Here is a 24,212-nt window from a genome sequence, read left to right on the forward strand (position 1 = left end):
GCACGTCCGAGCCGGTGTAGGGCACGCCGAAGGCTTCCATCAGGCCCTGCACGATGCCATCTTCGCCACCGCCGTTATGGCCGTGGAGAATGTTGAAGACGCGGTCGAAGCGCTTCTCGACCAGCGCGAGCGCCAGGGCCGGGATGCCGTCGACCGCGATCGCATCGACGCCGCGCGCGCGCAGCGCTTCGATCACGTTGCGGCCGGAATCCAGCGAGACGTTGCGCTCGCTGGAGGTACCCCCCAGCAGCACGGCGACGCGGCCGAACATGGCCGGGTCGGTGAGGCGCAGCGGCGGGAAGGTCAGCGCGTTCATGCCGCCGGGGTCTCCTGGAAACCTTCGCCGGCGATCTGCTGGGCGATGTAGCCGATGTCACCGGCCCCCATCATCAGCAGCAGGTCACCGTCCTGCAGCACGTCGGGCAGCACGTGGGCCAGTTCGGCGGCGTTGCCGACCACGACCGGCTCGCTGCGGCCGCGCGCACGGATGGCGCGGGCCAGCGAACGCGAATCGGCGCCCGGGATCGGCGCTTCGCCGGCCGGGTACACCTCGCTCAGCACCAGCGCATCCACTTCGGACAGCACCGCGGCAAAGGCATCGAACTGATCGCGGGTGCGGCTGTAACGGTGTGGCTGGAACGCCACGACCAGGCGCTGGCTCGGCCAGCCACCCCGGGCAGCAGCGAACACGGCGGCCAGCTCACGCGGGTGGTGGCCGTAATCGTCGATCACGCGGACCTTGGCACCGGTGTGCGTGGTGACGATGCCCAGGTCATTGAAGCGGCGGCCGATGCCGGCAAAGCTCTCCAGCGCACGCGCGATCGCCTCCGGCGCCACGCCCAGCTGCCAGCCCACGGCGGCGGCGGCCAGCGCGTTGAGCACGTTGTGCTCGCCCGGCAGGGCCAGCGTCACCGGGTGGCTGCTGCCTTCCGGCAGGCGCAGGGTGAAATGCATGCGCGGCCCGTCCTGGACCACATCCTCGGCACGCACGTCAGCGTTGCTGCTCATGCCATAGCTCATGACATGGCGTGGCGTCTGCGCGGCCAATGCGGCCACTTCCGGATCGTCGATGCACAGCACCGCCAGCCCGTAGAACGGCAGGCGCTGCAGGAACTCGGCGAACGCGGCCTGGACGCGGGCAAAATCGTTGCCGTAGTTTTCCAGGTGGTCCGAATCGATGTTGGTGATCACCGAGACCAGCGGGTTCAGGCGCAGGAAGCTGCCATCGCTTTCGTCGGCTTCGGCCACCAGCCACTGGCCACCGCCAAGCTTGGCGTTGGCACCGGCGGCGAGCAGCTGGCCGCCGATCACGAAGGTCGGGTCCAGCCCGCCTTCGCTCAGCACCGCGGCGGTGAGGCTGGTGGTGGTGGTCTTGCCGTGCGTGCCGGCCACCGCGATGCCGCGGCGGAAGCGCATCAGTTCGGCCAGCATCGCCGCGCGCGGCATGATCGGAATGCGCTGGCTGCGCGCTTCCATCAGTTCCGGGTTGTCATCGCGGATCGCGCTGGAGACGACCACGCAGTCGGTACCAAGCACGTTGGCCGCCGAGTGGCCGCGCATCACGCGCGCACCCAGGCCGGCCAGGCGGCGGGTCGCGGCGTTGTCGGCATTGTCCGAACCGGACACTTCATAGCCCAGCGTCAGCATCACTTCGGCGATGCCGCTCATGCCGGTGCCGCCGATGCCGACGAAGTGCACGCGCGGGAACGCGCGTACCAGGTCGTTGGTGTCGTGGAGGCGGCGGATCATGCGCGGCCTCGCGCCAGGCTGGCGCGCGTAGCGGTGTTCATTTGGATTCCTCGAGAATGATGTCGGCAATGCGCTCAGCGGCATCGACCTTGGCCAGGGCACGCGCGGCGTTGGCCATCTGCATGCGTCGGGCGGAATGTTCGGACAAATCGCGCAACACGCCTTCCAGCTGCGTCGCCAGCGTTTCATCCTGCTTCAGCAACACCGCGGCGCCGCGCTCGACCAGATACTCCGCGTTGCGGGTCTGGTGATCGTCGACGGCCGCAGCGAACGGCACCAGCACGCTGCCCACACCGACGGCGCACAGCTCGGCCAGGGTGGAGGCGCCGGAGCGGCACACCACCAGATCGGCCCAGGCGAACGCCTCGGCCATATCGGCAATGAACGGTTCCACGCTGGCCTGCACACCGGCATCGACATACGCCTGCAGCGCTTCGGCATGCAGCTTCTCGCCGCTCTGGTGGCGCACCTGCACCGGCATGCCAGCGCCCAGTGCGGCCAGTGCCTTGGGCACTGCGTTGTTGAGCGCGCGTGCGCCCTGGCTGCCGCCAAGCACCAGCAGACGCAGCGGCCCCTGACGGTTGGCCAGGCGCAGCTCCGGCGGCGTGATCGCAGCGATCTCGGCACGCACCGGGTTACCGACCGCTTCCTCGCGTTTGGCGAAGCTGCCCGGAAAACCGGCCAGCACGCGACGGGCGAAGCGCGACAGCACGCGGTTGGTGAGGCCCGGTGCGCGGTTCTGTTCGTGCACCAGCAGCGGCAGGCCATGCAGGCGCGCGGCGATACCGCCGGGGCCGGAGGCGAAGCCGCCGAAGGCGATCACCGCCCGCGGCTGGCGATCGCGGATCAGGAAGCCGGCCGCACGGATCGCACGCAGCAGCCGCAGCGGTGCGCCGATCAGGGCCAGCTTGCCCTTGCCACGCAGGCCGGCGATGGCCAGCGTATCAATGTGGATATCGTGCTGCGGCACCAGGCGCGTTTCCATCGCGCCATCGGCACCGAGCCAGGTGACCGGCACGCCACGTTCGCGCAGCACCTTGGCCACGGCCAGGCCGGGGAAGATGTGCCCACCGGTACCGCCGGCCATGATCATGACCGGGCGCTGGGACGGATCGAGGCGAGGCGTGCTCATCCCATTCTCCCCAGCGTCGGTTCGATGCGCTGCTGCATGCGGCTGGTGCCACGGGTGGCGCTGTCACGCGGTGCGGTGTCGCGGTTGCCGCTGTCCTGCATCGCCGCGGCGACCGCGCTGGCGCTGTCGGCCTTGGGAACATCGCCGGGCAACGGGCCATCCTGGTCGGCGCCCATGCGCACGGCCTGGCGGCGCTCGGCGCGGTCCAGTTCATAGGAAACGCGCAGCAGCAGGCCCATCGCCACGCAGGTCATCAGCACGCTGGAGCCGCCGGAGGAGATCAGCGGCAGGGTCAGGCCCTTGGTCGGCAGGATGCCGAGGTTGACCCCGATCGAAACGAAGCTCTGCATGCTGATCCACAGGCCGATGCCAAAAGCGATGTAGCCGGAGAAGTGGCGCTTCATTTCCACGCAGCGCATGCCCAGCCAGAAGGTGCGGCCGACCAGCAGCGCATACAGCGAGATGATCAGGCAGGTGCCGAGGAAGCCCAGCTCCTCGGCGGTGACCGAAAAGATGAAGTCGGTATGCGCTTCGGGCAGGTAATAGAGCTTCTGCACCGAGTTGCCCAGGCCCACGCCGGTCCACTCGCCACGGCCCACGGCCATCAGCGCATTGGAGAGCTGGTAGCCGTCGCCCTGCTGATCGGCCCACGGATCCAGGAAGGAGGTGATGCGGCGCATGCGGTACGGCTCGATGATCGCCAGCGCGCTCATGCCGACCATGCCGATGATCACCGGCATGGACATGCGCGGCATGTTGACCCCGCCCAGCACCAGCATGCCGGCGGTGATCGCCAGCAGCAGCGTGGACGAGCCGAAGTCCGGCTGCAGCAGCAGCAGCACCACCAGCGCGCCGGCCACGCCGAGCGGCTTGAGCATTGCCGGCCAGGTCGCGTTGACCTCATCGCGGAAGCGGACCAGATAGCTGGACAGCCACACGATGTAGAGCACCTTCACCGCTTCGACGGTCTGGAACTTGGAGATGCCCAGGTTGATCCAGCGGCGGGCACCGTTGACGCTGCTGCCCAGGCCCGGGATGAACACCACCACCAGCAGCGCGAAGCAGCCCAGCAGCAGGATCTGGTTGTACTGCTCGATGCTCTTGAGCTCGGTGCGCATGGCGATGATCGCCAGGCCGATACCTACCGCCAGGAAAATCAGGTGGCGGTTGAGGTAATAGAACGGGCTGCTCATCAACGCGATCGAGCTCGACGCGACCATCACCACGCCCAGCCCGGTGAGCGCGATGATCGCACCCAGCAGCCACTTGTCGAAGTGGCCTCCGATGGCTTCCAGGCGGGTGGCTTGGCGCGACAGGTCGTTCATCAGCGGACCTTCAACGTGGCCAGGCCGATCAGGACCAGCACGACGGAGATGATCCAGAAGCGCACGATCACACGCGGCTCCGGCCAGCCCTTCAGTTCGAAGTGGTGGTGGATCGGCGCCATGCGGAACACGCGCTTGCCGGTCAGCTTGAACGAAGCGACCTGGATCATCACCGACAGCGTCTCGATCACGAACACGCCGCCCATCACCACCAGCACCAGTTCCTGGCGGGTGATCACCGCGATCGTGCCCAGCACCGCACCCAGCGCCAGCGCGCCGATATCGCCCATGAAGACCATGGCCGGATAGGTGTTGAACCAGAGGAAGCCCAGGCCTGCGCCGGCGATCGCCGCGCAGATGATGACCAGCTCACCGGCGCCCGGGATCTGCGGGATCTGCAGGTAGCTGGAGAACACCACGTTGCCCGAGGCATAGGCGAACACGCCCAGCGCGCAGGCGACCAGCACGGTCGGCATGATCGCCAGCCCGTCCAGGCCGTCGGTCAGGTTGACCGCGTTGGAGAAGCCGACGATCCAGAAATACGCGATGGCCACGAAGCTGATGCCGGCCAGCGGCAGCGCGATCGATTTGAACATCGGGATGTAGAACGTCATCGCCGCCGGGACATCGGCGGTGTAGAACAGGAACAGACCGGCCGCCAGACCGAAGATCGACTGCAGCAGGTACTTCCAGCGCGACTTCAGGCCGTTCGGGTCGCGGCGGACGATCTTGATCCAGTCGTCGTACCAGCCGATCGCGCCGAAGCACAGCATCACGGCCAGCACCAGCCAGACGTAACGGTTGCGCAGGTCAGCCCACAGCAGCACCGACAGCGTGATCGTCAGCAGGATCAGCGAGCCGCCCATGGTCGGCGTGCCGGCCTTGGCGAAATGGGTCTGCGGACCATCCGTACGGATCGGCTGGCCGCCCTTGAACTGGGCCAGCTTGCGGATCATCGCCGGGCCGAGCCACAGCGACAGGAACAGGGCGGTCAGCGCCGCGAGGATGCCGCGCAGGGTCAGGTAGCCGAACAGCCCGAACAGGCTCTCCAACTGCTGCAGCCATCGGGCCAGTTCAAGCAACATTGGGGGTTTCCTCTCCTTGCGCGAGCAGCGCTTTGACGATCGTGTCCATGGCGCTGCCACGCGAGCCCTTGACCAGGCAGCGCACGCCGGCATGCAGTTCGGCGGCGAGCGCGGTGGCCAGGGCCTGATGGCTCTGGAACTGCTGGCCGCCTTCACCGAAGGCGGTCGAGGCGGCGGCGCTCAGCGGGCCGAGCGTATACAGCCGCTTCAGGCCGGCATCGCGGGCGCGGCGACCTGCCTGGGCATGCAGCGCCTCGCCGTCCGGGCCGAGTTCGCGCATGTCGCCCAGTACCAGCCAGCCCTCGTCCTTCGAGGCAGCCAGGGCATCGATGGCGGCGGCCAGCGAACCGGGGTTGGCGTTGTAGCTGTCATCGATCAGCACCGCGCCGCTGGGCAGCTGGTGCGCGATCTGGCGGCCGGGCACCGGCTCGGCGCGGGCCAGGCCGGCGGCGATCTGCGCCACCGCAATGCCCGCGGCCAGCGCCAGCGAGGCAGCGGCCAGCGCGTTGCTGATGTTGTGCCGGCCCGGCAGGCCCAGCGTGATCTCGGCATCGCCCGCGGGCGTGCACAGCACGAACTGGCTGCCCTGCGCGGCCGGGCGGATCGCACGCGCGGTGACATCGGCGGTGTGCTCCAGGCCGTAACGCAGCACGCGGCAGCGTGGCGGCTGGCCGACGATGTGCTGCTCGAACCAGATCCCGAAGGCGTCATCGGCATTGATCACGGCCACGCCATCGGAAGGCAGCGCCGCGTAGATCGCGCCCTTGGTGGTGGCCACGCCCTGCAGGCTGCCCATGCGTTCCAGATGCGCCGGGGCGATGTTGTTCACCAGCGCGTAGTGCGGGCGCGCGATCTCGGTGAGGTAGGCGATGTCGCCCGGCTTGCCGGCGCCCATCTCGTAGACGGCGTAGTCGGCATCTTCCGGGGCATCGAGCACTGCCAGCGGCAGGCCGATCTCGTTGTTGCGGTTGCCCGGGTTGGCGTAGACCACCTTGCGGTCGTCACGTGCCACCTGCTCCAGGATCGCCAGCAGCAGGCTCTTGACGCTGGTCTTGCCGTTGCTGCCGGTGATCGCGAAGACCGCGGTGTCGCGGTCGCGCTGCATGCCGGCGGCGATGCGGCCCAGGGCATGCTCGCTGTCGGCGACCACGATCTGCGGCAGGGCGACATCGAGCAGGCGCTCGACCAGCATCGCCGAGGCACCGCGCGCCAGCGCGTCGGCCGCGAAGTCATGGCCATCGAAACGCTCGCCACGCAGCGCCACATACAGGCTGCCCGGCGCGAGCGTACGGGTGTCATTGCTGATGGCATCGATAGCGGTATCTTCGCCATGGATCTCGCCACCGGCCCAGTGAGCGATCAGCGACAGGGGGGTGCGCTTCATGGTGCCTCCATGCGCGGCGTGCCCGCGTTGTCTACGCGCGCGGCCAGCACACGGCCGGCCACCTCGGTGTCATCGAAGGCGTGCTTGACCCCGTGGATCTCCTGATAGGGCTCGTGACCCTTGCCGGCGATCAGCACGATATCGCCCGCACCGGCCTGGCCGATCGCGGTGGCGATCGCGGCGGCGCGGTCGCGCTGCACGGTGACGGCAGCGGGTGCATCAAATCCCTTGAGGATGTCGGCCACGATCACGTCGCCGTCTTCGCCGCGCGGATTGTCGTCGGTGACGATCACCACGTCGGCGTGTTGCTCGGCGATGGCGGCCATCTGCGGGCGCTTGCCGGTATCGCGCTCGCCGCCGCAGCCGAACACGCAGATCAGGCGCCCGGCCAGATGGCCCTGCACGCTGGCCAGTGCCTGTTCCAGCGCATCCGGGGTGTGCGCGTAATCGACCACGACGGTGGGCAGGCCACCCTCGCCGCCCAGGCGGTTCATGCGGCCGGCGATCGGCTGCAGCTGCGAGAGCAGCGCGGCGATCGCGGCTGGGGCGTGATCCAGCGCATACAGCGCACCGGCCACGGCCAGCAGGTTGTCTACATTGAACCGGCCGAGCAGCGGCGACTGCACCGGGTGGCGCTGACCGTCCACGACCAGATCGAAGGCGATGCCGCGGCCATCCAGGGTGAGTGAATCAGCGCGTACGGTGGCCTGTGCGGCACCGCGCGAGCTCACGCCGATCGGACGCACGGTCTCCCCGACGGTGCGCAGCAGTTCGCTGCCGAAGCTGTCATCGAGGTTGACCACGGCGGCCGTGAGCCCGTCGCGGTGGAACAGCTTGGCCTTGGCCGCACCGTACTGCGCCATGTCGCCGTGATAGTCGAGATGGTCGCGGGTGAGATTGGTGAACACCGCAACGTCGTAATGCACGGCATCCACGCGGCCCTGATCGAGCGCGTGCGAGCTGACTTCCATCGCCACGGCCTGGGCACCCCCGTCACGCAGCTGCGCCAGCACCTCATGCATCTGCAGCACCAGCGGCGTGGTGAAGCCGGTCGGCACCACGTCGCCATAAAGGCCGACGCCCAACGTGCCGATACTGCCGCTGCGGGTGCCGAGCAGGTGCCAGGCCTGGGCCAGCAACTGCACGGTGGAGGTTTTACCGTTGGTGCCGGTCACCCCGACCATCGTCATCGCGTGCGAGGGGTGGCCGTGGAACTGATCGGCCATCGCGCCCATGCGGTGGCGCAGGCCCGGCACGGCAATCGCATCGGCCGGGGCCGGCAGCTCGGCCGGGGCCGGCGGCTCGAACAGGATCGCCCCGGCGCCGTTGGCGCGGGCCTGATCGACGAAGCCCAGCCCGTGCGCGCCGAAGCCGGCGATCGCCACGAAGGCATTGCCCGGGCGCACCGCACGGCTGTCCAGCACCAGGCCGGTGATGGTCGGGTCGTGGCTCAGCACCACATCGGGAAGCAACTGCGACAGCAACATCATCTGGCTCATTGCGTGCCTCCCTGCGCGGGCGGCACTGTGGCGTGCGCGCTGGGCAGCGCGGCATCGAATTCTGCGGCGGCATCGGGCGCGATCACCGTTTCCGGCGGCGGCATCGGCAGCACCGAGGCCGAGTGGCCCATCTTTCCGGACTGCTGGGCGGCCAGCCACGACTCGATGTCGTCCGGCGGCACGTCCATCAGGCGCAGCGCGCCCTCCATCACGTTGTGGAACACCGGCGCGGAGACCAGGCCGCCGTAATACTTGCCGCCCTGCGGGTCGTTGATGACGATCACCGTGGCGAAGCGCGGGTTGGTGGCGGGCACCACGCCGGCGAACAGCGCGTTGTAATGGCCACGCTCGTAACCGCCGGGGCCGGCCTTGCGGGCGGTGCCGGTCTTGCCGGCCACGTGGTAACCCAGCACCGCCGCCTGCTTGGCGCCGCCCTGGGTGACCACGGTTTCCATCATCGCCACGACTTCCTTGGCGATCTTCTCGTCGATGATCTGCTTGCCTTCGTTGCGCTGGCCCTTGACGAAGGTCGGCGCGATCAGCTTGCCGCCGTTGCCCAGCGCCGAGTAGGCGGTCGCGATCTGCAGCGGGCTGACATTCAGGCCGTAGCCGTAGGACATGGTGGTCTTGGAGGGACCACTCCAGCGCGCCGGGCGCGGCAGCACGCCGGCCGATTCGCCCGGGAAGCCGCTGTGCGGGGCAACGCCATAACCGAAGCTGTGAATGTGGTCGTAGAAGACCTGGTCCGGCATCTTGGCGGCGATCTTGGCCGCCCCGATGTTCGAGCTGCGGGTGATCACGCCGGTGACGTTGAGCACGCCATTGTTCCGCGGCACGTCCTTGATCGTGTAGCGGCCCAGCGCCATGTAGCCCGGGTTGGTGTCCACCGTGGTGTCTTTGGTGACCACGCCGGACTGCAACGCCGAGGCGATGGTCAGCGGCTTCATGGTCGAACCCGGCTCGACCAGATCGGTCACCGCGCGGTTGCGGCGGGTGTCCGGCGCAGCGCCACCGACGGCATTGGGGTTGTAGGTCGGCAGGTTGACCATGGCCAGGATCTCGCCGGTGGCCACATCCATGATCACCATCGAGCCGCCCGCGGCCTTGTTCTCGATCAGCGCGTTGCGCAGCTCCTTGAAGGCCAGGAACTGGATGCGGCGGTCGATGCTGAGAGTGAGGTCCTTGCCCGGCTCGGCGGCCCGCAGCAGATCGCTCTCCACCGTATCGCCCTTGCGGTTGCGGATCACGCGCTTGGCGCCGGCCTTGCCGCGCAGCCATTCGTCGAAGGCCAGCTCCAGCCCTTCCTGGCCGCGGTCGTCGATGTTGGTGAAGCCGAGCACGTGCGCCATCGCCTCACCCTGCGGGTAGAAACGACGGAACTCGCGCTGCGAGGCCACGCCCGGGATCTTCATCGCGACCACTTTTTCCGCGTCGTCCGGATTGATCCGGCGGCGCAGGTACATGAATTCTTTATCCGCCTTCTGCGAGAGCTTGGAGGTCAGCTCATCCAGCGGCATGCCCAGCGCGGTCGCCAGCTCGGGGATACGGTCCGGCGAACGCAGCAGTTCCTGCGGGTTGACCCAGATCGAGGCGACCGGGGTGGACACCGCGACCGGCTCGCCATTGCGGTCGGTGATCATGCCGCGCGAGGTGTTGATCGGCAGCTCGCGCAGGTAACGGGCTTCGCCCTGGCGCTGGTAGAACTCGCTGTTGATGATCTGCACGTAGGCGGCACGGCCGACCAGCGAGACCGAGCACAGGCCGAGCGCCAGCCCCACCCACTTCAGGCGCTGGCGGAGGTTGAAGCTGTTGCGCGCACGGTTGCGGCCGGACTTGTTCATGGCCGGATCACCACGACATCGGTCGCTTCGGGGAACTTCATGCCCAGGCGCTCGCGGGCGACGCGGTCGACCCGGGTGGCCTCGGCCAGGGTGGCCTGCTCAAGCTGCAGGCGACCGAACTCGATGTTGATCTCATCGCGCGCACGCTCAACCCGGGACAGCTCCACGAAGGTCTGGCGGTGGCGATGGCGCATGAACACCACACCGATCGCAGACGCGACGGTGCAGGCCAGCAGCACGATCAACAGCAGGCGGCTCATCCAGCCACCTCGCGCTTTTCGGCGACACGCAGCACGGCGCTGCGTGAGCGCGGATTGACCGCCAGCTCGTCGTCTTCGGCCTTGATGGCGCCACCGTGCAGGTCCAGCGTCGGCACGAAGGCGGCCAGCTCGGGCAACCGGCGGTTGCTCGGCGGTGCCTTGGCGTAGCGGTTCATGAACTGCTTGACGATGCGGTCTTCCAGCGAATGGAAGCTGATCACCGCCAGCCGGCCACCGGGCTTGAGGCGTGCCAGTGCCGCGTCCAGGCCGGCCTCAAGGTCGGCCAGTTCGCGGTTGATATGGATGCGGATCGCCTGGAAGCTGCGCGTGGCCGGGTGGATCTTGTCCTTGCCACGCGGCATCACCGAGGCGATCAACTCCGCCAGCTCGGCGGTGCGGGTGAAGGGTTGCTTGTCGCGGCGGGCGACGATGGCCTTGGCGATGCGGCGACCCTGGCGCTCTTCGCCGTAGGTCCACAGCACGTCCATCAGCTCGCGCTCTTCAACACGGTTGAGCCACTGCGCCGCGCTTTCACCGCTGTCCGGATCCATGCGCATGTCCAGCGGGCCGTCCTTGCCGAAGCTGAAACCGCGCTCGGCAACATCCAGCTGGGGCGAGGACACGCCCAGGTCGAACAGCACGCCATCCAGGCCCTGCGCGGTGGCCTCCCAGTGCAGCAGATCAGCAAAGCTGCCACGGAAGATCGAGACGCGCGGGTCCGGCGCGAAATCACGCTCGGCTACCGCAATCGCCTCCGGATCCTTGTCCATGACCAGCAGCCGGCCTCCAGGACCGAGTTGCTCGAGCACGCCGCGGGCGTGACCGCCACGACCAAACGTGCCATCGAGATACACTCCGTTTTCGATCACCTTCAGGCCGTCCAGGACCTGCGTGTACAGGACCGGCAGGTGGCCTGCCGGCGGCTGCGACACCGGAAGGTGACCGGTCTGCGCTGCTCCGCGCATCCGGGCACCCCGGCTCACAACTTCAGGTCGAGCAACCCATCGCCGAGATCCTCGTCAGACAACGTCTGCTGGATCAACGCGCGATGAGCCTGCTCGCTCCACAATTCGAATTTGTCGCCCATACCGAGCAGCACCGCCTTCTTTTCAATGCCAACGGCACCACGGTGGCTGGCGGGAATACTGATGCGGCCGTTGCCGTCCAACTCCAGATGCGCGGCCGAACCGACCAGCTTCTGTTGCAGGAGGCGCACGACGCGCTGTGTGTTGGGCTTGGACATGACGTCATCACGGACGCGTTCCCATTCCTGTTCGGCGTACAACCAGAGGCAGCCGGACTCGAACGGGTTGTAGGTCAGGACCAGACGGTTGTTGCTCACACGCGCGACAAGGTCGCGATGCGCGGTCGGAACCGCCATGCGCCCTTTGTCGTCAACAGTGATGGCCGTCTCGCCTTGAAACACGACGTTTTCACCTTTCCTTCGCCCGGTGAAACATTGAACCACGAAAAACCACAAAAAACCCGGTTTCCCCTCTGATGCCCACCTTAGCAGTGCCGATTGGGTTGTCAACAACTTTGCGAAGGGGAAATCACTTTGAACATCAAGGGCTTGCAGCAATGTTTAGAGACTTGTTCAAGGCTTATCCACAAGTTGCTGTTTCGTCTCATTTTTTGAGATTTCGCCGAAGTTCAGGCCTGTGGAGACCGCGTGAAACATCCGCCCGTATTCATCCCTGACGGGGTCGCCATCGCCCCGGCGCTGCGCAGAACCGGCACACTGTGAGGCATGTGTCTGCTCGCGCTTGCCTGGAAAACCCTCCCCCGCTGGCCGTTGGTGATGGCCGGTAACCGCGATGAGTTCCACGCGCGGCCGACCGCCGCCCTGCGCCGATGGCCCGCACCGGATGACGGAGTGGCCGCCGGCCGCGACCTGCGCTCGGGAGGGACCTGGGCCGGGATCGGCCCGGCGGGGCGGATGGCGGTGGTGACCAACGTCCGCGATCCGCAAGCCCGGCAGACCGGCCCCTCCCGCGGCGCACTGGTGGCCGACTATCTGCGTGATGCCGCGCCGGCCGCACTGTTCGCGGACGAGCTCGCGCGGCGGGCAGTCGAATTCGCCCCCTTCAATCTGTTACTGGCCGATCGCGACAGCTGCCAGTTCCTGGGCAACCACCCCCTGCACCGCCAGTCGCTGGCGCCGGGCATCCATGGCATGTCCAACGGGCCGCTGGATGCGCCGTGGCCGAAAACCGTGACATTGAACGCAGCACTGCGCGCATGGGTGGACCACGGCGACGATGATCTGGCCCCGCTGTGGAAGGCCCTGCGTGATGAAACCCGCGCTGAGGACAGCACCCTGCCGGATACCGGCATCGGCCTGGAGCGCGAGCGCTGGCTGTCGTCCCCCTTCATCCGAAGCCCCGAGTACGGCACCCGCGCCAGCACGATCATCGTGCTGGACGCCAACGGCCACGGCTTCATCACCGAGCGGCGGTTCGATGCGGAAGGTGTCTGTGTGGGTGAAACGACGCTGGCAACGCACGGCTAAGCCGGTAGGGACAGCGCCGTGATCAACAGGTACTCAACGCCCAGGACAATCAAGCCGAGTAACAGCCCCCTTTAGTCAAAGGGGGCGCGCCGTCAGGCGCGGGGAATTGGAGGCTGGTAGCCCGGGGCCCAAGGTTTGCGCTGCAAACCTTGGGGCTTTTTTCGCGAGTCCGCGAAAAAAGCGGCGGAGCCGGCCGATAAGCCGGGTTTTGTCGTGGACAGTCATTCTTCTAGGCGCTGCGTCACCGCAGCGCTCAAGCAACCTACCCGGACCCGACGCGGGCCACGCCATTAGGTCCCTATTTGGTCTTGCTCCAGGTGGGGTTTGCCGTGCCGGTCTGTTACCAGACTCGCGGTGCGCTCTTACCGCACCATTTCACCCTTACCGGCTCCCCGAAGGGAACGTAGGCGGTATCTTTCTGTTGCACTTTCCGTCGGCTCGCGCCGCCCAGGCGTTACCTGGCACCTTGCCCTGTGGAGCCCGGACTTTCCTCGGCATCCGCAAGGGATGACGCGACTGTCTGGCCGACTCCGCCGCGCGCATTGTCCCACAAAACAAGGACGATCGCGGTTACCCGCCGTACAACGCCTTGCGCGGGGCACCGGTGATTTCCGCCGCCAGCTTGGCTGCGGTCGAGGGCGGCAGGTGCTCGCTCAGCTTGGCGTACAGGCGCCGGCCCTGAACCAGCTGAGCCTCCTCATCGTCGGCCGCGCCCTGCACCATCACCACGAACTCGCCCTTGCGCTGGTTGTCGTCCGCCTCGACCTGCTGCAGCAGCGAGGCCAGATCGCCATCCAGCACGGTCTCGAACAGCTTGGTCAGCTCACGCGCCAGCACCGCGGGCCGCTCGGGCCCGAACGCGGCGACCATGTCCGCCAGCGATTCGGTGATCCGGTGCGAGGATTCGTAGAACACCAGCGTGCGGGTTTCACCGGCCAGCGCATGCAGCCGCTCGCGGCGGCCGGACGCCTTGGCCGGCAGAAAGCCTTCGAACGTGAAGCGGTCGCTCGGCAGGCCGGCCACGCTGAGCGCGGCGATCGCCGCACAGGCGCCGGGAATCGGGCTGACCTTGATCCCGGCTTCGCGCGCGGCGCGGACCAGGCGGTAGCCCGGGTCGCTGACCAGCGGGGTGCCGGCATCACTGACCAGCGCCAGCGACTCGCCCGCCAGCAGGCGCGCCACGATCCGCTGCGACAACGCCTCTTCATTGTGGTCATGCAGGGCCACCAGCGGCTGCTGGATGCCGAAGTGGGCCAACAGCTGGCCGCTGCGGCGGGTGTCCTCGGCGCAGATCGCGGCCACCGAACGCAGCACGTCCTGCGCGCGCGGGGTCAGATCGGCGAGGTTGCCGATCGGGGTGGCAACGACATACAGCGTGGGGACAGCACTCATCAGCGGCTCTTCCGTGGTCAAGGGTAGAATCGTACCGTTCCCCGGCCACGGCCGCTGCCCCCATCGAATGGACCTGATCATGAACAAGCCCGTCGTACGGATCTCCGCCCTTTCGTTGTCGCTGATGCTGCTTGCCGGCTGCGCCACGACCAGCTTCACCAGTGCGCCGGATTCGCCGGCCCAGAGCCAGGCCCTGGCGCTGATCGAGCAGGGCAAGCCGCGCGATGCGGCGGTCCAGCTGGAAGCGCTGGCCAACACCCTGCGCGGCAGTGCCCGCAGCGCCGCCCTGGCCGATGCCGCCTTTGCCTGGCACGAAGCCGGCGATGCCACCCGCGCCCGCACCTTGCTGGCCCAGCTCACCGCGCGCCAGCTCAGCGGCGCCAGCCTCCAGCGCTACCAGCTGACCACCGCCGAACTCGCGCTGGCCGACAAGCAGCCGGCGCAGGCGCTGGCCGCGCTGAAAGAACCGGCCGACGCGGTCACCCCCTCGCTGCAAACCCGCTGGCACCTGGCCCGCGCCAACGCACTGCAGGCCACCGGCGACAACCTCGGTGCCGCGCTCGAGCGCGCCCGTGCGCACGCCGCACTGACCGGCAAAGCGCGCAGCGACAACCAGCAGGCCATCGCCAGCCTGCTCGGCACGCTGGACGATGCCACCCTGCGCGCGCGCGCGGCGGCGCTGCCGGCCAATGAACCGCTGTACAACTTCGCCGGCCGTGCGCTGATCGCCCGTGGCCTGCCGCTGCCGCGTCCGTTCGATCGCGAAGGCGCCTCGCAGTTCGATACCAGCAAGCGCCCGCCGGCGATGAGCGATGGCTACCGCCCGCCGGTGAAGATGGCGGTGCTGTTGCCGCTCAGCGGCCGCCTGGCCACCGCCGCGCAGCCGGTCCGCGATGGCCTGCTCAGCGGCTACTACGGCGAAACCCGCCGTCGCCCGGACATCCAGTTCATCGACACCGCCGGTACCGCCGCCGGTGCCTTGGCCGCCTACGACAAGGCCGTGACCGCCGGTGCCGATTTCATCGTCGGCCCGCTGGGGCGCGACGAAGTGGATGCCGTGTTCGGCCGCCGCGAGCTGCCCGTACCGGTGCTCGCCCTGAACCGCGGCAAGGACACCCCGCCGGCCGGCAGCGCCGGTTTCTCCCTGGCCCCGGAAGACGACGGCATCATCGCCGCCGAATACCTGCGCGGCCGCGAGCGCAGCAAGGTGCTGGTGATCCACAGCAACGACGACAACGGCCGCCGTGCCGCGGCCGCGTTCCGCGAGCGCTTCGCGCAGCGTGGCGGGCAGGTGGTGGCCACCATCGGCGTGAGCGACACCGTCGGCGACATCGGTGCGCAGGTGCGCGCGGCAGGCGCCATCGACGGCGTGCTGCTGGCGGTGAAGGCGCCGCAGGCGCGTGCACTGACCCCGCAGCTGGCGCTGGCCGGTGCCGGTGGCGCGAGCCGCGTCGGCACCTCGCAGCTGACCGTCGGTGCCGGCAAGCCGGAAGAAGACATGGCGCTGGACGGCATCGTCTACCCCAACGAAGCCTGGAACGTGCGCGGCGTGCCCGGCCTGCCGGCCGCCTCCACCGCCGGGCAGATCCTGCCCTCGGCGCGTGGCGCGTCTGGTCGCCTGTTCGCGTTCGGTTTCGATGCGTGGAAGATCAGCGCCTACCTGGACAAGGTCGCCACCGAAGGCGGCCTGGCCGGCGCCACCGGCACCCTGTTCCTGGACAGCAACGGCAACGTACTGCGGGTGCCGGCATGGTCGACCTTCAGCGGCGGCCGGCCGATGCCGATCGCCAGCAGCAACTGAGCCACGTGCCCACCGGGCGCGCGGTACGCGGTGCGGCGGTGGAAGCCGCCGCGCAGCACCATCTCCGTGAGGCCGGGCTGCGCCCGGTCACCACCAATGCGCGGTATCGCCGCGGTGAGATCGACCTGATCATGCGCGACGGCGAGGTCGTCGTGTTCGTGGAAGTCCGCTACCGCGCCAGTGCCCGCTTCGGCGGTGGCGCGGCTTCGGTGGATCTGCGCAAGCGACGCAAGCTGGTGATCGCCGCGCAGCTGTTCCTGCAATCCCATCCCTGGCTGGCCGAGCAGCCCTGCCGCTTCGACGTAGTTGAAGCCAGTGGCGAGCCCCCGCAGCTGAACTGGCTGCGGGACGCGTTCCGGCTGGAAGACTGCTGATGCCCTCGATCTTTACCCACGCCGCCATTCCGCTGGCGCTGTGGTGCGCCGCGGATCGCGGCCGCATCTCCACGCCGTTGCTCACCGCCGGCGTGGTCGCGGCCATGCTGCCGGATGCGGACGTGCTCGCCTTCGCGTTGCACATTCCTTACGCCGACAGCTTCGGCCATCGGGGCGCCAGCCATTCGATCCTATTCGCCGCGCTGATGGCCGTGCTCGCCGCGCTGCTGCACCGGCGCCTGCGCGCCACGGCGGTGCAGGCGGCTGCGTTCGTCGGCCTGTGCGCACTGTCGCATCCATTGCTGGATGCATTCACCTCCGGCGGGCTTGGCGTCGCGCTGTGGTGGCCATGGAGCGGCGAACGCTTCTTCGCCCCTTGGCGCCCGATCCGCGTCTCGCCCTTCGCGCCGCAGTTCTTCAGCGCGCGCGGGATGGCGACCGTCCTTTCCGAACTGCGTTGGGTGTGGCTGCCCCTGGCGCTGGCCGTGATCGGCTGGCGCGCGATCCAACGTGCCCCTGTTGATTCCCGGACCTGATGATGACCCCTGCCCTGCCCACGGCGTTCGTTGCCACCCTGCATGCCCTGCTCGGCGACGACGGCTGGCGAACGGATGACAGCGCACGCAACGCACATGCCCAGGACAACTCGTGGCGGCACACGCTGCCGGCCGGTGTCGCCTTCCCGCGCGATCGCGAGCAGGTGGTCGCCTTGGTCCGCGCCTGCCGCGAACATCGCATCGCCCTGGTCGCGCGTGGCGCAGGCACCGGCACCACCGGCGCTGCCGTGCCTATCGAAGGCAGCATCGTGCTCTCGTTCGCGCGGATGAACCGCATCCTCGCCATCCAGCCCGGCGACCGCTGCGCGGTGGTCGAACCCGGCGTGCTCAACGGCGACCTGCAGCAGGCGCTGATGCCGCACGGCCTGTTCTGGCCGCCGGACCCTTCCAGTGCGGAGATCTGCAGCATCGGCGGCAACCTCGCCTGCAATGCCGGTGGCCCGCGCGCGGTGAAGTACGGCACCAGCCGCGACAACGTGCTCGGCCTGGTTGCCGTCACCGGTGCCGGTGAACTGATCACCTGCGGCGGGCCGTACACGAAGGACGCCACCGGCTACGACCTGACCCATCTGCTGGTCGGCAGCGAAGGCACGCTGGCCCTGATCGTGGAAGCGACCCTGAAGCTGACCCCGCTGCCGGTGACGCAGGCCGGGCTGCGCGTGCTGTACCGCGATGCGGATGCCGCCGCGCAGGCGGTGTCGCGCCTGATGGCCCAGCCGGTGGTGCCCACGCGCCTGGAATTCATGGATGCGCGCAGCCTCGAACTGCTGCGTCGCAATGGGGCTGACGTGCCCGAGGCCGGCGCGATGCTGCTGGTGGAGGCCGACGGCGACCACGACACGCTGCCCTACCTGCTGCAGGCCCTGGCGGCGGCGGCCGAAGGCGATGGTCTGATCGCACTGGATGTGGCGATGGAAGGCAGCGCGCGCGAAACCCTGTGGGCCGCGCGCAAGGCGCTGTCACCGGCGCTGCGCAGCATCGCACCGGGCAAGATCAACGAAGACGTGGTGGTCCCGGTGTCGCGCATTCCCGCGCTGGTCGCCGGGGTGCAGGCGCTGTCGGCGGAGTTCGCTCTGCCGATCGTCACCTTCGGCCATGCCGGCAACGGCAACCTGCACGTCAACATCCTCTACCACCCGGACGACGCCGGCGAGAACGCACGCGCCCATGCGGCGCTGCCGCGCGTGTTCGCGCTGACCCTGGCACTGGGCGGCACGCTCTCCGGCGAACACGGCATCGGCCTGGCCAAGCGCGATTTCATGGCACAGGCGTTCACCCCGGCCACGCTGGCGGCGATGCGCGCGATCAAGGGTGCGCTGGATCCGGATGGGATTCTCAATCCGGGGAAGGTGCTGCCGCCGGTGTGATGGGCGTCAGCGACGTTCGGAGAAGTGCTGGTAGCCACCGTCGGTGGCGTCGGCATCAGCGCAGTGCACGCCCTGTCCTTCCACGATCCGGCCGATCCGGGTCAGCGGCAAGCCCAGGGACGCCGACAAGGCATGGATCGCGTCACGCTGCGACGGCGCGACGGTGAAGCACAGCTCGTAGTCGTCGCCGCCACGCAGCGCGCAGTCGCGGGCACCCTCGCGCCCGAGCTGCTCGCGCAGGGCCGACGAGATCGGCAATGCATCGGCCTCCACTTCCGCGCGCACGCCGCTGCAGGCCGCGATATGGCCCAGATCAGCGAGCAGACCATCGGAGATATCCACGGCCGCATGTGCGTAGGCACGCAGGCGCAGGCCAAGCGTGACGCGCGGGATCGGACGCAGCAGGCGCCCGCGCAGCGTTTCGTCATCGCTGAGCAGCGTGGCGACCGCCACCTTCAACCGGTTCTGCTGCCACAGGCGCAGGGCACCGGCGGCATCGCCCAGCGTGCCACTGACCCAGATGTCATCCCCCAACTGGGCACGATCGCGACGCAGCGCCTGGCCGGGCGCGACCTGCCCGATCGCGGTCACCGACAGCGACAGCGGCCCGCGCGTGGTGTCGCCGCCAACCAGCACGATGTCGTGCTCGTCGGCCAATGCGAAGAAACCATCGGCGAAGGCTTCGATCCAGTCCGCGTCGGCGTCCGGCAAGGACAGCGCCAAGGTGCACCACGCCGGACGGGCGCCCATGGCGGCGAGATCGGAGAGGTTCACCGCGAGGGTTTTCCAGCCGATCTCGTAGGCCGGGGTTTCGACCGGGAAATGCACGCCGCTGTTGAGCGTATCGGTGGTGATCACCAACTGTTCGCCCGCACGCGGCTGCAGCAGCGCGGCGTCATCGCCGATGCCGAGCACGACATCGGCGCGCGCGGTGGTGCGCGCACGGATGCGGTCGATCAGAGCAAATTCGGCAAGGGACACGGGGCGGATCAGTGACCCGATTCGACCTTGCGCCACTCCACCGCGGCCCGGTCGAGCACGCCATTGACGTAGGTGTGGCCATGCTCGGAACCGAAACGCTTGGCTGACTCGATCGCTTCGTTGATCACGACGCGGTACGGCACGTCCAGGCGGAAGCGCATCTCATAGGCGGCCACGCGCAGCGCGGCGCGTTCGATCGCATCCACTTCCTCGATCCCACGATCCAGGTACGGGTCCAGCGCCGCATCCAGATCCTTGCGGTTGTCGAGCACGCCATGCACCAGCGCTTCGAAGTAGGCCAGATCCGCGATTTCGCGGGCCTGTTCATGGGCAAACTGGGCGATCACGCTCTGCGCGTTGCCACCGGAGATCTGCCACGCATAGATTGCCTGCAGGGCACGACGACGCGCGCGCGAACGCAGCACGGGGTCGACGCCATCACGGCGGACGGGCTTACCGGAGGGCTTGCCCGGGTTTGACTTGTTCATGGCAGCTGCTCCAGAAGATTGACCATTTCCAACGCCGTCAGTGCGGCTTCCTCACCCTTGTTGCCGTGGCTGCCACCCGCGCGGGCGTCGGCATCCTCGACACGTTCCACCGCCAGTACGCCATTGAGCACCGGCACACCGAAATCCAGCTGCACGCGCATCAGGCCTTCGGCGCAGCGGTCGGCCACGTGTTCGTAATGGCGGGTATCGCCCCGGATCACGCAGCCCAGGGTGATGATCGCGGCATGCTGATGGGCGGCCGCCAGACGCGCGGCGACCAGCGGCAGTTCCCATGCGCCGGGCACGCGGATCACGTCGATGGCGGACTCGTCGATCCCGTTGCCGGCCAGGCTCTGCCGCGCACCGGCCACCAGCACGTCGGTGATGCGGGCGTTCCAGCGGCTGGCGAGGATGGCGAAACGGGCCTTTTCCGGAGTACGGAGGTCGCCTTCGTAATGGCTCATGTTCGGCGTGGGGTCCATTTAATAGGTGAATATTCTAGCGCATGGCTGCGTGTAGCCGGGTCGCCGCGCGTTACGGGACGGGTCGGGTGCAAAAGCCCCCTGAGTCAGGGAGCTGCCGCGAAGCGGCGCGACGTCAGCGCGCCTGCGATGACGTGTTCTCCACCGTCTCGACCACTTCCAGGCCATACCCGGCCAGGCCGATCTGGCGGCGGGGGGTGCCCAGCACGCGCAGCTTGCCCAGGCCCAGGTCGGACAGGATCTGCGCCCCGGCGCCGTTGCGGCGCCACTGGCTCACGTCCTTGTCCTTGCCCGGCACGACCGGCACCGGCTGCTGGCGCAGGCGGGCCAGCAGGCTGTTGGTGTCGCGCGGCGCCGACAGCACCACCATCACGCCGCGCTCGGCGGCGGCGATGGCGCGCAGGGCATCGGTGGAGGCCACGCCGAAATCATCGCGGCGCCAGTGCAGCAGATCAGCCAGCGGGTTTTCCACCTGCACGCGGACCAGGGTCGGCTCGGCATCCGGGGTGCCGCGGACCAGCGCGAAGTGCAGGTCGTGGGCGATCCGATCGCGGTAGGTGACCAGCGTGAAGGGGCCGAACTCGGTCTCGATCTCGCGCTCGTCGACGCGCTCGACCGTCTTCTCGGTGGCCAGACGGTACGCGATCAGGTCGGCGATGGAGCCCATCTTCAGGCCGTGCTCGCGGGCGAACACCTCCAACTCCGGGCGGCGCGCCATGCTGCCATCCGGGTTGAGGATCTCCACCAGCACGCCCGCCGGCTCCAGGCCCGCCAGCATGGCCAGATCGACGCCGGCCTCGGTATGCCCGGCGCGGGTCAGCACGCCGCCCGGCTGGGCGATCAGCGGGAAGATGTGGCCCGGCTGGTGCAGGTCGGCCGGCTTGGCATCGGGCTTCACTGCGGTGCGGATGGTGTGCGCACGGTCGTAGGCCGAGATGCCGGTGGTCACGCCTTCGGCGGCCTCGATGCTGACCGTGAAGTTGGTCTGGAACTGCGCGGTATTGGCCTGCACCATCGGGGCCAGGCCCAGGTCGGCCGCACGCTCGCGGGTCAGCGGCAGGCACACCAGGCCACGGCCATGGGTGACCATGAAGTTGATGTCCGAGGGCTTGACCAGCTCGGCGGCCATGATCAGGTCGCCTTCGTTCTCACGGTCTTCGTCATCGACGATGACGACCATGCGGCCGAGGCGGATGTCCTCGAGGATCTCGGGAATGGGGGCGAAATTCATGCGCGTGCTCCTGCACCCAACAAACGTTCGACGTAACGGGCGACCAGATCGATTTCAAGATTGACCGCGCTGCCCACGGCAGTAGCGGCGAAGGCGGTGTTGGCGACGGTGTGCGGGATGAGGGCGACCTCGAAGCCTTGTTCGTCCACTTCGTTGACGGTCAGACTGACCCCGTCCACGCAGATCGAGCCTTTCTTGGCGATGTAGCGCAGCAGCGCGGCCGGCGCGGCGAAGCGCCAGCGCTGGGCACGTGCATCGTCATGCACTGACAGCACCTGGCCCAGGCCATCGACATGGCCGCTGACCAGATGGCCACCCAGGCGATCGGTCGGGCGCATCGCGCGTTCGAGATTGATGACGGCGCCGTCGGCCAGCTGCCCCAGCGTGGTCAGGCCCAGCGTCTCGGTGGAGGCGTCGGCCTGGAAGCGGGTGGCGTCATACGCGATGACGGTGAGGCAGACCCCGTTGATGGCGATGCTCTCGCCCATCTGCACGTTCTCGAACGGCAGGGTGCCCACGTCAAAGGTGAAGCGGACATCGCCGCCAAGGGTGTCGCGTGCGGCCAGACGGCCGACGCCTTCGATGATTCCAGTAAACAAGGAACGTTCTCCGCGGAAAGTGAGCGAAAAACGCCGCAAGGCATATAGGTGCACGCCGAGCACAAGGCCCGGCCGCACCGTCTTCTTTCATCCGGACTATACCGTCGGCTCCGGCATCGGACCGGATCTGCTGACCTTCCCGGGGACCGGGAAGCGCTCGCGGGCTCGTGCTTGCGCACCTACCGCCGGTGGGGAATCGCACCCCGCCCTGAAGACGTTTGTGTACCGGCGAACCGGCGCGGCTAGTGTAACAGGGCACCCTGACTGGGGGCTTTAAGTTAAATAAGTGTTAAGCTAGCCCGCTGAGTGCTGCGCCCGTGGATATGAGGGCACACACGTTGGTTACTGATCGGGCTGCGGCGTCCGCGCCGCGCCATGATCGAACGGGTCCCGCAAGGGGCCCGTTTTTTATGGGCGCAGCAACAGGCGCAGGTCCTCACCCACCTGGCGCCTGTCCACCACCCGCATCTGCCGCTGCTGGTCCATCGCGTGGATACCCAGACCGGACAGCAGCGGCAGCCCATGCTCGCCGAGCAGCGTGGGCGCCTGGTACAGCAGCAGTTCGTCGACCCAGCCACCGGCCAGCAACGCACCGGCCAAGGTGGCGCCGGCTTCGGTATGCACTTCGTTGATGCCGCGCTCAGCGAGCAGCGCCAGCACCGCGCCCAGATCCAGACGACCGTCATGGCTGGGCACGCTGGCGAACTCCGCATCGGCGGCATCCGGCGGGCTGACCGCGGCATCATGCACGTAGAGCGTCGGCGCCCCGCCCTCGCGCACCCGCGCACATTCCAGCGAGCGCAGACGTGCATCGAGCACCACCCGCAACGGCGGCACTACCTCGGTATCGGCCAGCCGCACGGTCAACATCGGGTCATCGGCCAACACGGTGGCCGCGCCGGTAAGAATCGCGCCCGCCCGCGCCCGCCAGTGCTGCACGTCCTCGCGGGCGGCCGCACCGGTGATCCATTTGGAGCTGCCATCGGCCATCGCGGTACGCCCGTCCAGACTGGCCGCGAGCTTCACCCGCACCCAGGGGCGCCCGCGTTCGATGCGTGACAGGAACCCGTGGTTGAGCTCGCGCGCCTGCGCAGCCATCAACCCTTCCGCGACCTCGATGCCGGCCTCGCGCAGCAGCACGAAACCGCCGCCGTCGACCTTCGGGAAGGGGTCGCGCATCGCCGCGACCACGCGTGTCACCCCTGCCTCGATCAAGGCCAGTGCGCACGGGGGCGTGCGACCGTGGTGCGCGCACGGCTCCAGGGTCACGTAGGCGGTGGCGCCGCGCGCCTGTTCGCCAGCCTGGCGCAGCGCGAATACTTCCGCGTGGGGGCCGCCGGTGCGCTGGTGCCAGCCCTCGCCGACCACCACCTCGTCGCGTGCGATGACGCAACCCACCATCGGATTGGGCCGCGCGGTGTACGCGGCGCGCTCGGCCAGGCGCAGCGCATGCGCCATGTGCTGGTGGTCGAGAGCGGTGAAGTCAGTCATGGCGGTGAGCGTCCGGCGGCAGGCAGCCGCGATGGTAGCTCAGCCGTGGTGGCCGCGATGCGGCGCAGGCTCAGCCTTTCTTTTTCTTGGTCAGCGCGATCACATCGCCGAGCAGCTGCAGCTGTTCGGTGCTGGAGGGCAACTCCCGTTCAAGCTTCTCGATTTCCTCGCGGAAATCGGCCACGTCTTCGAAGCTGCGGTACACCGAGGCAAACCGCACGTAGCCGACATGGTCGAGCTTGCGCAGCTCGTTCATCACGAACTCACCGACCTTGATCGAGGGGATTTCGCGTTCGCCGCAGATACGCGCCTGCTGCATCACCGCGCGCACCGCCAGCTCGATCTTGTCCTCGGGAACCGGGCGCTTCTGCAGCGCGCGGTCGAAACCACTGCGGACCTTGCGGGCATCGAACGCCTCCCGGCTGCCGTCGCTTTTCACGATCGCCGGCAGTTTCAGTTCGATGGTTTCCAGGGTGCTGAAGCGCTCGTTGCAGGCCTCGCACTCGCGGCGACGCCGGATCGTCGCGCCGTCTTCAGAGACGCGCGAGTCGATCACACGGGTATCGGCATGCTGGCAGAACGGACAGTACATGGAACGCCTTACATCGGGAAAACGTCATGCCGTGGTCACGGCAGCGTCGCAACGGTACCTGAGAGGGACC

The 24,212-nt window shown here is 68.3% G+C and carries 23 protein-coding genes, 1 other RNA gene, 1 pseudogene and 1 riboswitch; of the genes and pseudogenes, 5 read left to right on the forward strand and 20 right to left on the reverse strand.

The features are described 5' to 3' along the window. From ACW6W5_RS13205 to mraZ, 11 genes and pseudogenes are all read right to left on the reverse strand, one after another. Window positions 1-316: pseudogene (locus ACW6W5_RS13205) on the reverse strand (D-alanine--D-alanine ligase); the annotation flags it as partial. Beyond that, complete coding sequence (gene murC, locus ACW6W5_RS13210) at window positions 313-1,749, reverse strand: UDP-N-acetylmuramate--L-alanine ligase (RefSeq protein WP_121042706.1); 1,437 nt, start codon at window positions 1,747-1,749, stop codon at window positions 313-315. The pseudogene ACW6W5_RS13205 and the gene murC, both read right to left, overlap by 4 nt. Window positions 1,750-1,786: 37 nt before the next feature. Continuing rightward, complete coding sequence (gene murG / locus ACW6W5_RS13215) at window positions 1,787-2,881, reverse strand: undecaprenyldiphospho-muramoylpentapeptide beta-N-acetylglucosaminyltransferase (RefSeq protein WP_152152374.1); 1,095 nt, start codon at window positions 2,879-2,881, stop codon at window positions 1,787-1,789. Then, window positions 2,878-4,206 (reverse strand): putative lipid II flippase FtsW, encoded by a 1,329-nt coding sequence (gene ftsW, locus ACW6W5_RS13220; protein WP_121042702.1) that lies wholly within the window; start codon window positions 4,204-4,206, stop codon window positions 2,878-2,880. The genes murG and ftsW overlap by 4 nt, the downstream gene beginning before the upstream one ends. Then, window positions 4,206-5,291 carry a phospho-N-acetylmuramoyl-pentapeptide-transferase gene (gene mraY, locus ACW6W5_RS13225; RefSeq protein WP_088433957.1) on the reverse strand — a complete coding sequence of 362 codons (1,086 nt, stop codon included), beginning with the start codon at window positions 5,289-5,291 and terminating at the stop codon, window positions 4,206-4,208. The genes ftsW and mraY overlap by 1 nt, the downstream gene beginning before the upstream one ends. After that, a complete protein-coding gene (locus ACW6W5_RS13230) occupies window positions 5,281-6,675 on the reverse strand; it encodes a UDP-N-acetylmuramoyl-tripeptide--D-alanyl-D-alanine ligase (RefSeq protein ID WP_152152376.1) in 1,395 nt (464 codons plus the stop codon). Before ACW6W5_RS13230 ends, mraY begins: the two co-directional genes overlap by 11 nt. After that, entirely contained in the window at window positions 6,672-8,174 is a 1,503-nt protein-coding gene (locus tag ACW6W5_RS13235) for a UDP-N-acetylmuramoyl-L-alanyl-D-glutamate--2,6-diaminopimelate ligase (protein ID WP_152152378.1), read from the reverse strand. The genes ACW6W5_RS13230 and ACW6W5_RS13235 overlap by 4 nt, the downstream gene beginning before the upstream one ends. After that, window positions 8,171-10,015 carry a peptidoglycan D,D-transpeptidase FtsI family protein gene (locus ACW6W5_RS13240; protein ID WP_121042695.1) on the reverse strand — a complete coding sequence of 615 codons (1,845 nt, stop codon included), beginning with the start codon at window positions 10,013-10,015 and terminating at the stop codon, window positions 8,171-8,173. Before ACW6W5_RS13240 ends, ACW6W5_RS13235 begins: the two co-directional genes overlap by 4 nt. Continuing rightward, complete coding sequence (gene ftsL, locus ACW6W5_RS13245; protein WP_152152380.1) at window positions 10,012-10,275, reverse strand: cell division protein FtsL; 264 nt, start codon at window positions 10,273-10,275, stop codon at window positions 10,012-10,014. Before ftsL ends, ACW6W5_RS13240 begins: the two co-directional genes overlap by 4 nt. After that, on the reverse strand, window positions 10,272-11,240 hold the full coding sequence (gene rsmH / locus ACW6W5_RS13250) for a 16S rRNA (cytosine(1402)-N(4))-methyltransferase RsmH (RefSeq protein WP_121042694.1): 969 nt from the start codon (window positions 11,238-11,240) through the stop codon (window positions 10,272-10,274). Before rsmH ends, ftsL begins: the two co-directional genes overlap by 4 nt. Before the next feature lie 14 nt (window positions 11,241-11,254). Then, complete coding sequence (mraZ, locus tag ACW6W5_RS13255) at window positions 11,255-11,701, reverse strand: division/cell wall cluster transcriptional repressor MraZ (RefSeq protein ID WP_019182494.1); 447 nt, start codon at window positions 11,699-11,701, stop codon at window positions 11,255-11,257. A 324-nt stretch (window positions 11,702-12,025) separates the two neighbouring features. On the opposite strand from mraZ, the gene ACW6W5_RS13260 reads away from it, so the two are divergent. Then, window positions 12,026-12,787, forward strand: a complete 762-nt coding sequence (locus ACW6W5_RS13260) for an NRDE family protein (RefSeq protein WP_152152381.1) — start codon at window positions 12,026-12,028, stop codon at window positions 12,785-12,787. Between the two features lie 181 nt (window positions 12,788-12,968). Here ACW6W5_RS13260 and rnpB read toward each other — a convergent pair. Next, window positions 12,969-13,319, reverse strand: an RNA gene (gene rnpB, locus ACW6W5_RS13265) — RNase P RNA component class A. Window positions 13,320-13,357: 38 nt separating this feature from the next. Then, window positions 13,358-14,179, reverse strand: a complete 822-nt coding sequence (gene rsmI / locus ACW6W5_RS13270; protein ID WP_121042690.1) for a 16S rRNA (cytidine(1402)-2'-O)-methyltransferase — start codon at window positions 14,177-14,179, stop codon at window positions 13,358-13,360. A 79-nt stretch (window positions 14,180-14,258) separates the two neighbouring features. Between rsmI and ACW6W5_RS13275 the strand changes: the two genes are divergently transcribed. Genes ACW6W5_RS13275 through ACW6W5_RS13290 form a run of 4 tightly spaced genes read left to right on the forward strand, consistent with a single transcriptional unit; the run spans window position 14,259 to window position 18,278 of the window. Continuing rightward, on the forward strand, window positions 14,259-15,980 hold the full coding sequence (locus tag ACW6W5_RS13275; protein ID WP_152152384.1) for a penicillin-binding protein activator: 1,722 nt from the start codon (window positions 14,259-14,261) through the stop codon (window positions 15,978-15,980). After that, complete coding sequence (locus ACW6W5_RS13280) at window positions 15,929-16,354, forward strand: YraN family protein (RefSeq protein ID WP_226956618.1); 426 nt, start codon at window positions 15,929-15,931, stop codon at window positions 16,352-16,354. The genes ACW6W5_RS13275 and ACW6W5_RS13280 overlap by 52 nt, the downstream gene beginning before the upstream one ends. Then, window positions 16,354-16,890 (forward strand): metal-dependent hydrolase, encoded by a 537-nt coding sequence (locus ACW6W5_RS13285; RefSeq protein WP_152152386.1) that lies wholly within the window; start codon window positions 16,354-16,356, stop codon window positions 16,888-16,890. Before ACW6W5_RS13280 ends, ACW6W5_RS13285 begins: the two co-directional genes overlap by 1 nt. Before the next feature lie 2 nt (window positions 16,891-16,892). Continuing rightward, the gene (locus ACW6W5_RS13290) at window positions 16,893-18,278 is read left to right on the forward strand and encodes an FAD-binding oxidoreductase (protein WP_152152388.1); all 1,386 of its coding nucleotides are present in this window, start codon (window positions 16,893-16,895) and stop codon (window positions 18,276-18,278) included. 6 nt (window positions 18,279-18,284) lie between these two features. Here ACW6W5_RS13290 and thiL read toward each other — a convergent pair whose 3' ends face one another. The 7 genes from thiL to nrdR form a co-directional block, all read right to left on the reverse strand. Then, entirely contained in the window at window positions 18,285-19,259 is a 975-nt protein-coding gene (gene thiL, locus ACW6W5_RS13295; RefSeq protein WP_152152390.1) for a thiamine-phosphate kinase, read from the reverse strand. A gap of 8 nt (window positions 19,260-19,267) precedes the next feature. Then, on the reverse strand, window positions 19,268-19,747 hold the full coding sequence (gene nusB, locus ACW6W5_RS13300; RefSeq protein ID WP_121042682.1) for a transcription antitermination factor NusB: 480 nt from the start codon (window positions 19,745-19,747) through the stop codon (window positions 19,268-19,270). Next, window positions 19,744-20,211 (reverse strand): 6,7-dimethyl-8-ribityllumazine synthase, encoded by a 468-nt coding sequence (gene ribH, locus ACW6W5_RS13305; RefSeq protein WP_121042680.1) that lies wholly within the window; start codon window positions 20,209-20,211, stop codon window positions 19,744-19,746. Before ribH ends, nusB begins: the two co-directional genes overlap by 4 nt. Before the next feature lie 133 nt (window positions 20,212-20,344). After that, window positions 20,345-21,460 carry a 3,4-dihydroxy-2-butanone-4-phosphate synthase gene (gene ribB, locus ACW6W5_RS13310; protein ID WP_121042678.1) on the reverse strand — a complete coding sequence of 372 codons (1,116 nt, stop codon included), beginning with the start codon at window positions 21,458-21,460 and terminating at the stop codon, window positions 20,345-20,347. Beyond that, window positions 21,457-22,059, reverse strand: a complete 603-nt coding sequence (locus tag ACW6W5_RS13315; protein ID WP_070426607.1) for a riboflavin synthase — start codon at window positions 22,057-22,059, stop codon at window positions 21,457-21,459. The genes ribB and ACW6W5_RS13315 overlap by 4 nt, the downstream gene beginning before the upstream one ends. 75 nt (window positions 22,060-22,134) lie before the next feature. Continuing rightward, a riboswitch (FMN riboswitch) is annotated at window positions 22,135-22,279 on the reverse strand. 188 nt (window positions 22,280-22,467) lie between these two features. Then, window positions 22,468-23,550 (reverse strand): bifunctional diaminohydroxyphosphoribosylaminopyrimidine deaminase/5-amino-6-(5-phosphoribosylamino)uracil reductase RibD, encoded by a 1,083-nt coding sequence (gene ribD, locus ACW6W5_RS13320; RefSeq protein ID WP_152152392.1) that lies wholly within the window; start codon window positions 23,548-23,550, stop codon window positions 22,468-22,470. Window positions 23,551-23,620: 70 nt separating this feature from the next. Next, a complete protein-coding gene (nrdR, locus tag ACW6W5_RS13325) occupies window positions 23,621-24,142 on the reverse strand; it encodes a transcriptional regulator NrdR (protein WP_019182518.1) in 522 nt (173 codons plus the stop codon). Between the last annotated feature and the right edge of the window lie 70 nt (window positions 24,143-24,212).

Source organism: Stenotrophomonas sp. IS26 (assembly GCF_054188265.1).

Excerpts from the sequence above, each read along its gene's own strand:
- murC (WP_121042706.1), bottom strand. The coding sequence starts at position 1,749 with ATGATCCGCCGCCTCCACGACACCAACGACCTGGTACGCGCGTTCCCG.
- murG (WP_152152374.1), bottom strand. The coding sequence starts at position 2,881 with ATGAGCACGCCTCGCCTCGATCCGTCCCAGCGCCCGGTCATGATCATG.
- ftsW (WP_121042702.1), bottom strand. The coding sequence starts at position 4,206 with ATGAACGACCTGTCGCGCCAAGCCACCCGCCTGGAAGCCATCGGAGGC.
- mraY (WP_088433957.1), bottom strand. The coding sequence starts at position 5,291 with ATGTTGCTTGAACTGGCCCGATGGCTGCAGCAGTTGGAGAGCCTGTTC.
- ACW6W5_RS13230 (WP_152152376.1), bottom strand. The coding sequence starts at position 6,675 with ATGAAGCGCACCCCCCTGTCGCTGATCGCTCACTGGGCCGGTGGCGAG.
- ACW6W5_RS13235 (WP_152152378.1), bottom strand. The coding sequence starts at position 8,174 with ATGAGCCAGATGATGTTGCTGTCGCAGTTGCTTCCCGATGTGGTGCTG.
- ACW6W5_RS13240 (WP_121042695.1), bottom strand. The coding sequence starts at position 10,015 with ATGAACAAGTCCGGCCGCAACCGTGCGCGCAACAGCTTCAACCTCCGC.
- ftsL (WP_152152380.1), bottom strand. The coding sequence starts at position 10,275 with ATGAGCCGCCTGCTGTTGATCGTGCTGCTGGCCTGCACCGTCGCGTCT.
- rsmH (WP_121042694.1), bottom strand. The coding sequence starts at position 11,240 with ATGCGCGGAGCAGCGCAGACCGGTCACCTTCCGGTGTCGCAGCCGCCG.
- ACW6W5_RS13260 (WP_152152381.1), top strand. The coding sequence starts at position 12,026 with ATGTGTCTGCTCGCGCTTGCCTGGAAAACCCTCCCCCGCTGGCCGTTG.
- rsmI (WP_121042690.1), bottom strand. The coding sequence starts at position 14,179 with ATGAGTGCTGTCCCCACGCTGTATGTCGTTGCCACCCCGATCGGCAAC.
- ACW6W5_RS13275 (WP_152152384.1), top strand. The coding sequence starts at position 14,259 with ATGAACAAGCCCGTCGTACGGATCTCCGCCCTTTCGTTGTCGCTGATG.
- ACW6W5_RS13280 (WP_226956618.1), top strand. The coding sequence starts at position 15,929 with ATGGTCGACCTTCAGCGGCGGCCGGCCGATGCCGATCGCCAGCAGCAA.
- ACW6W5_RS13285 (WP_152152386.1), top strand. The coding sequence starts at position 16,354 with ATGCCCTCGATCTTTACCCACGCCGCCATTCCGCTGGCGCTGTGGTGC.
- ACW6W5_RS13290 (WP_152152388.1), top strand. The coding sequence starts at position 16,893 with ATGACCCCTGCCCTGCCCACGGCGTTCGTTGCCACCCTGCATGCCCTG.
- nusB (WP_121042682.1), bottom strand. The coding sequence starts at position 19,747 with ATGAACAAGTCAAACCCGGGCAAGCCCTCCGGTAAGCCCGTCCGCCGT.
- ribH (WP_121042680.1), bottom strand. The coding sequence starts at position 20,211 with ATGAGCCATTACGAAGGCGACCTCCGTACTCCGGAAAAGGCCCGTTTC.
- ribB (WP_121042678.1), bottom strand. The coding sequence starts at position 21,460 with ATGAATTTCGCCCCCATTCCCGAGATCCTCGAGGACATCCGCCTCGGC.
- ribD (WP_152152392.1), bottom strand. The coding sequence starts at position 23,550 with ATGACTGACTTCACCGCTCTCGACCACCAGCACATGGCGCATGCGCTG.
- nrdR (WP_019182518.1), bottom strand. The coding sequence starts at position 24,142 with ATGTACTGTCCGTTCTGCCAGCATGCCGATACCCGTGTGATCGACTCG.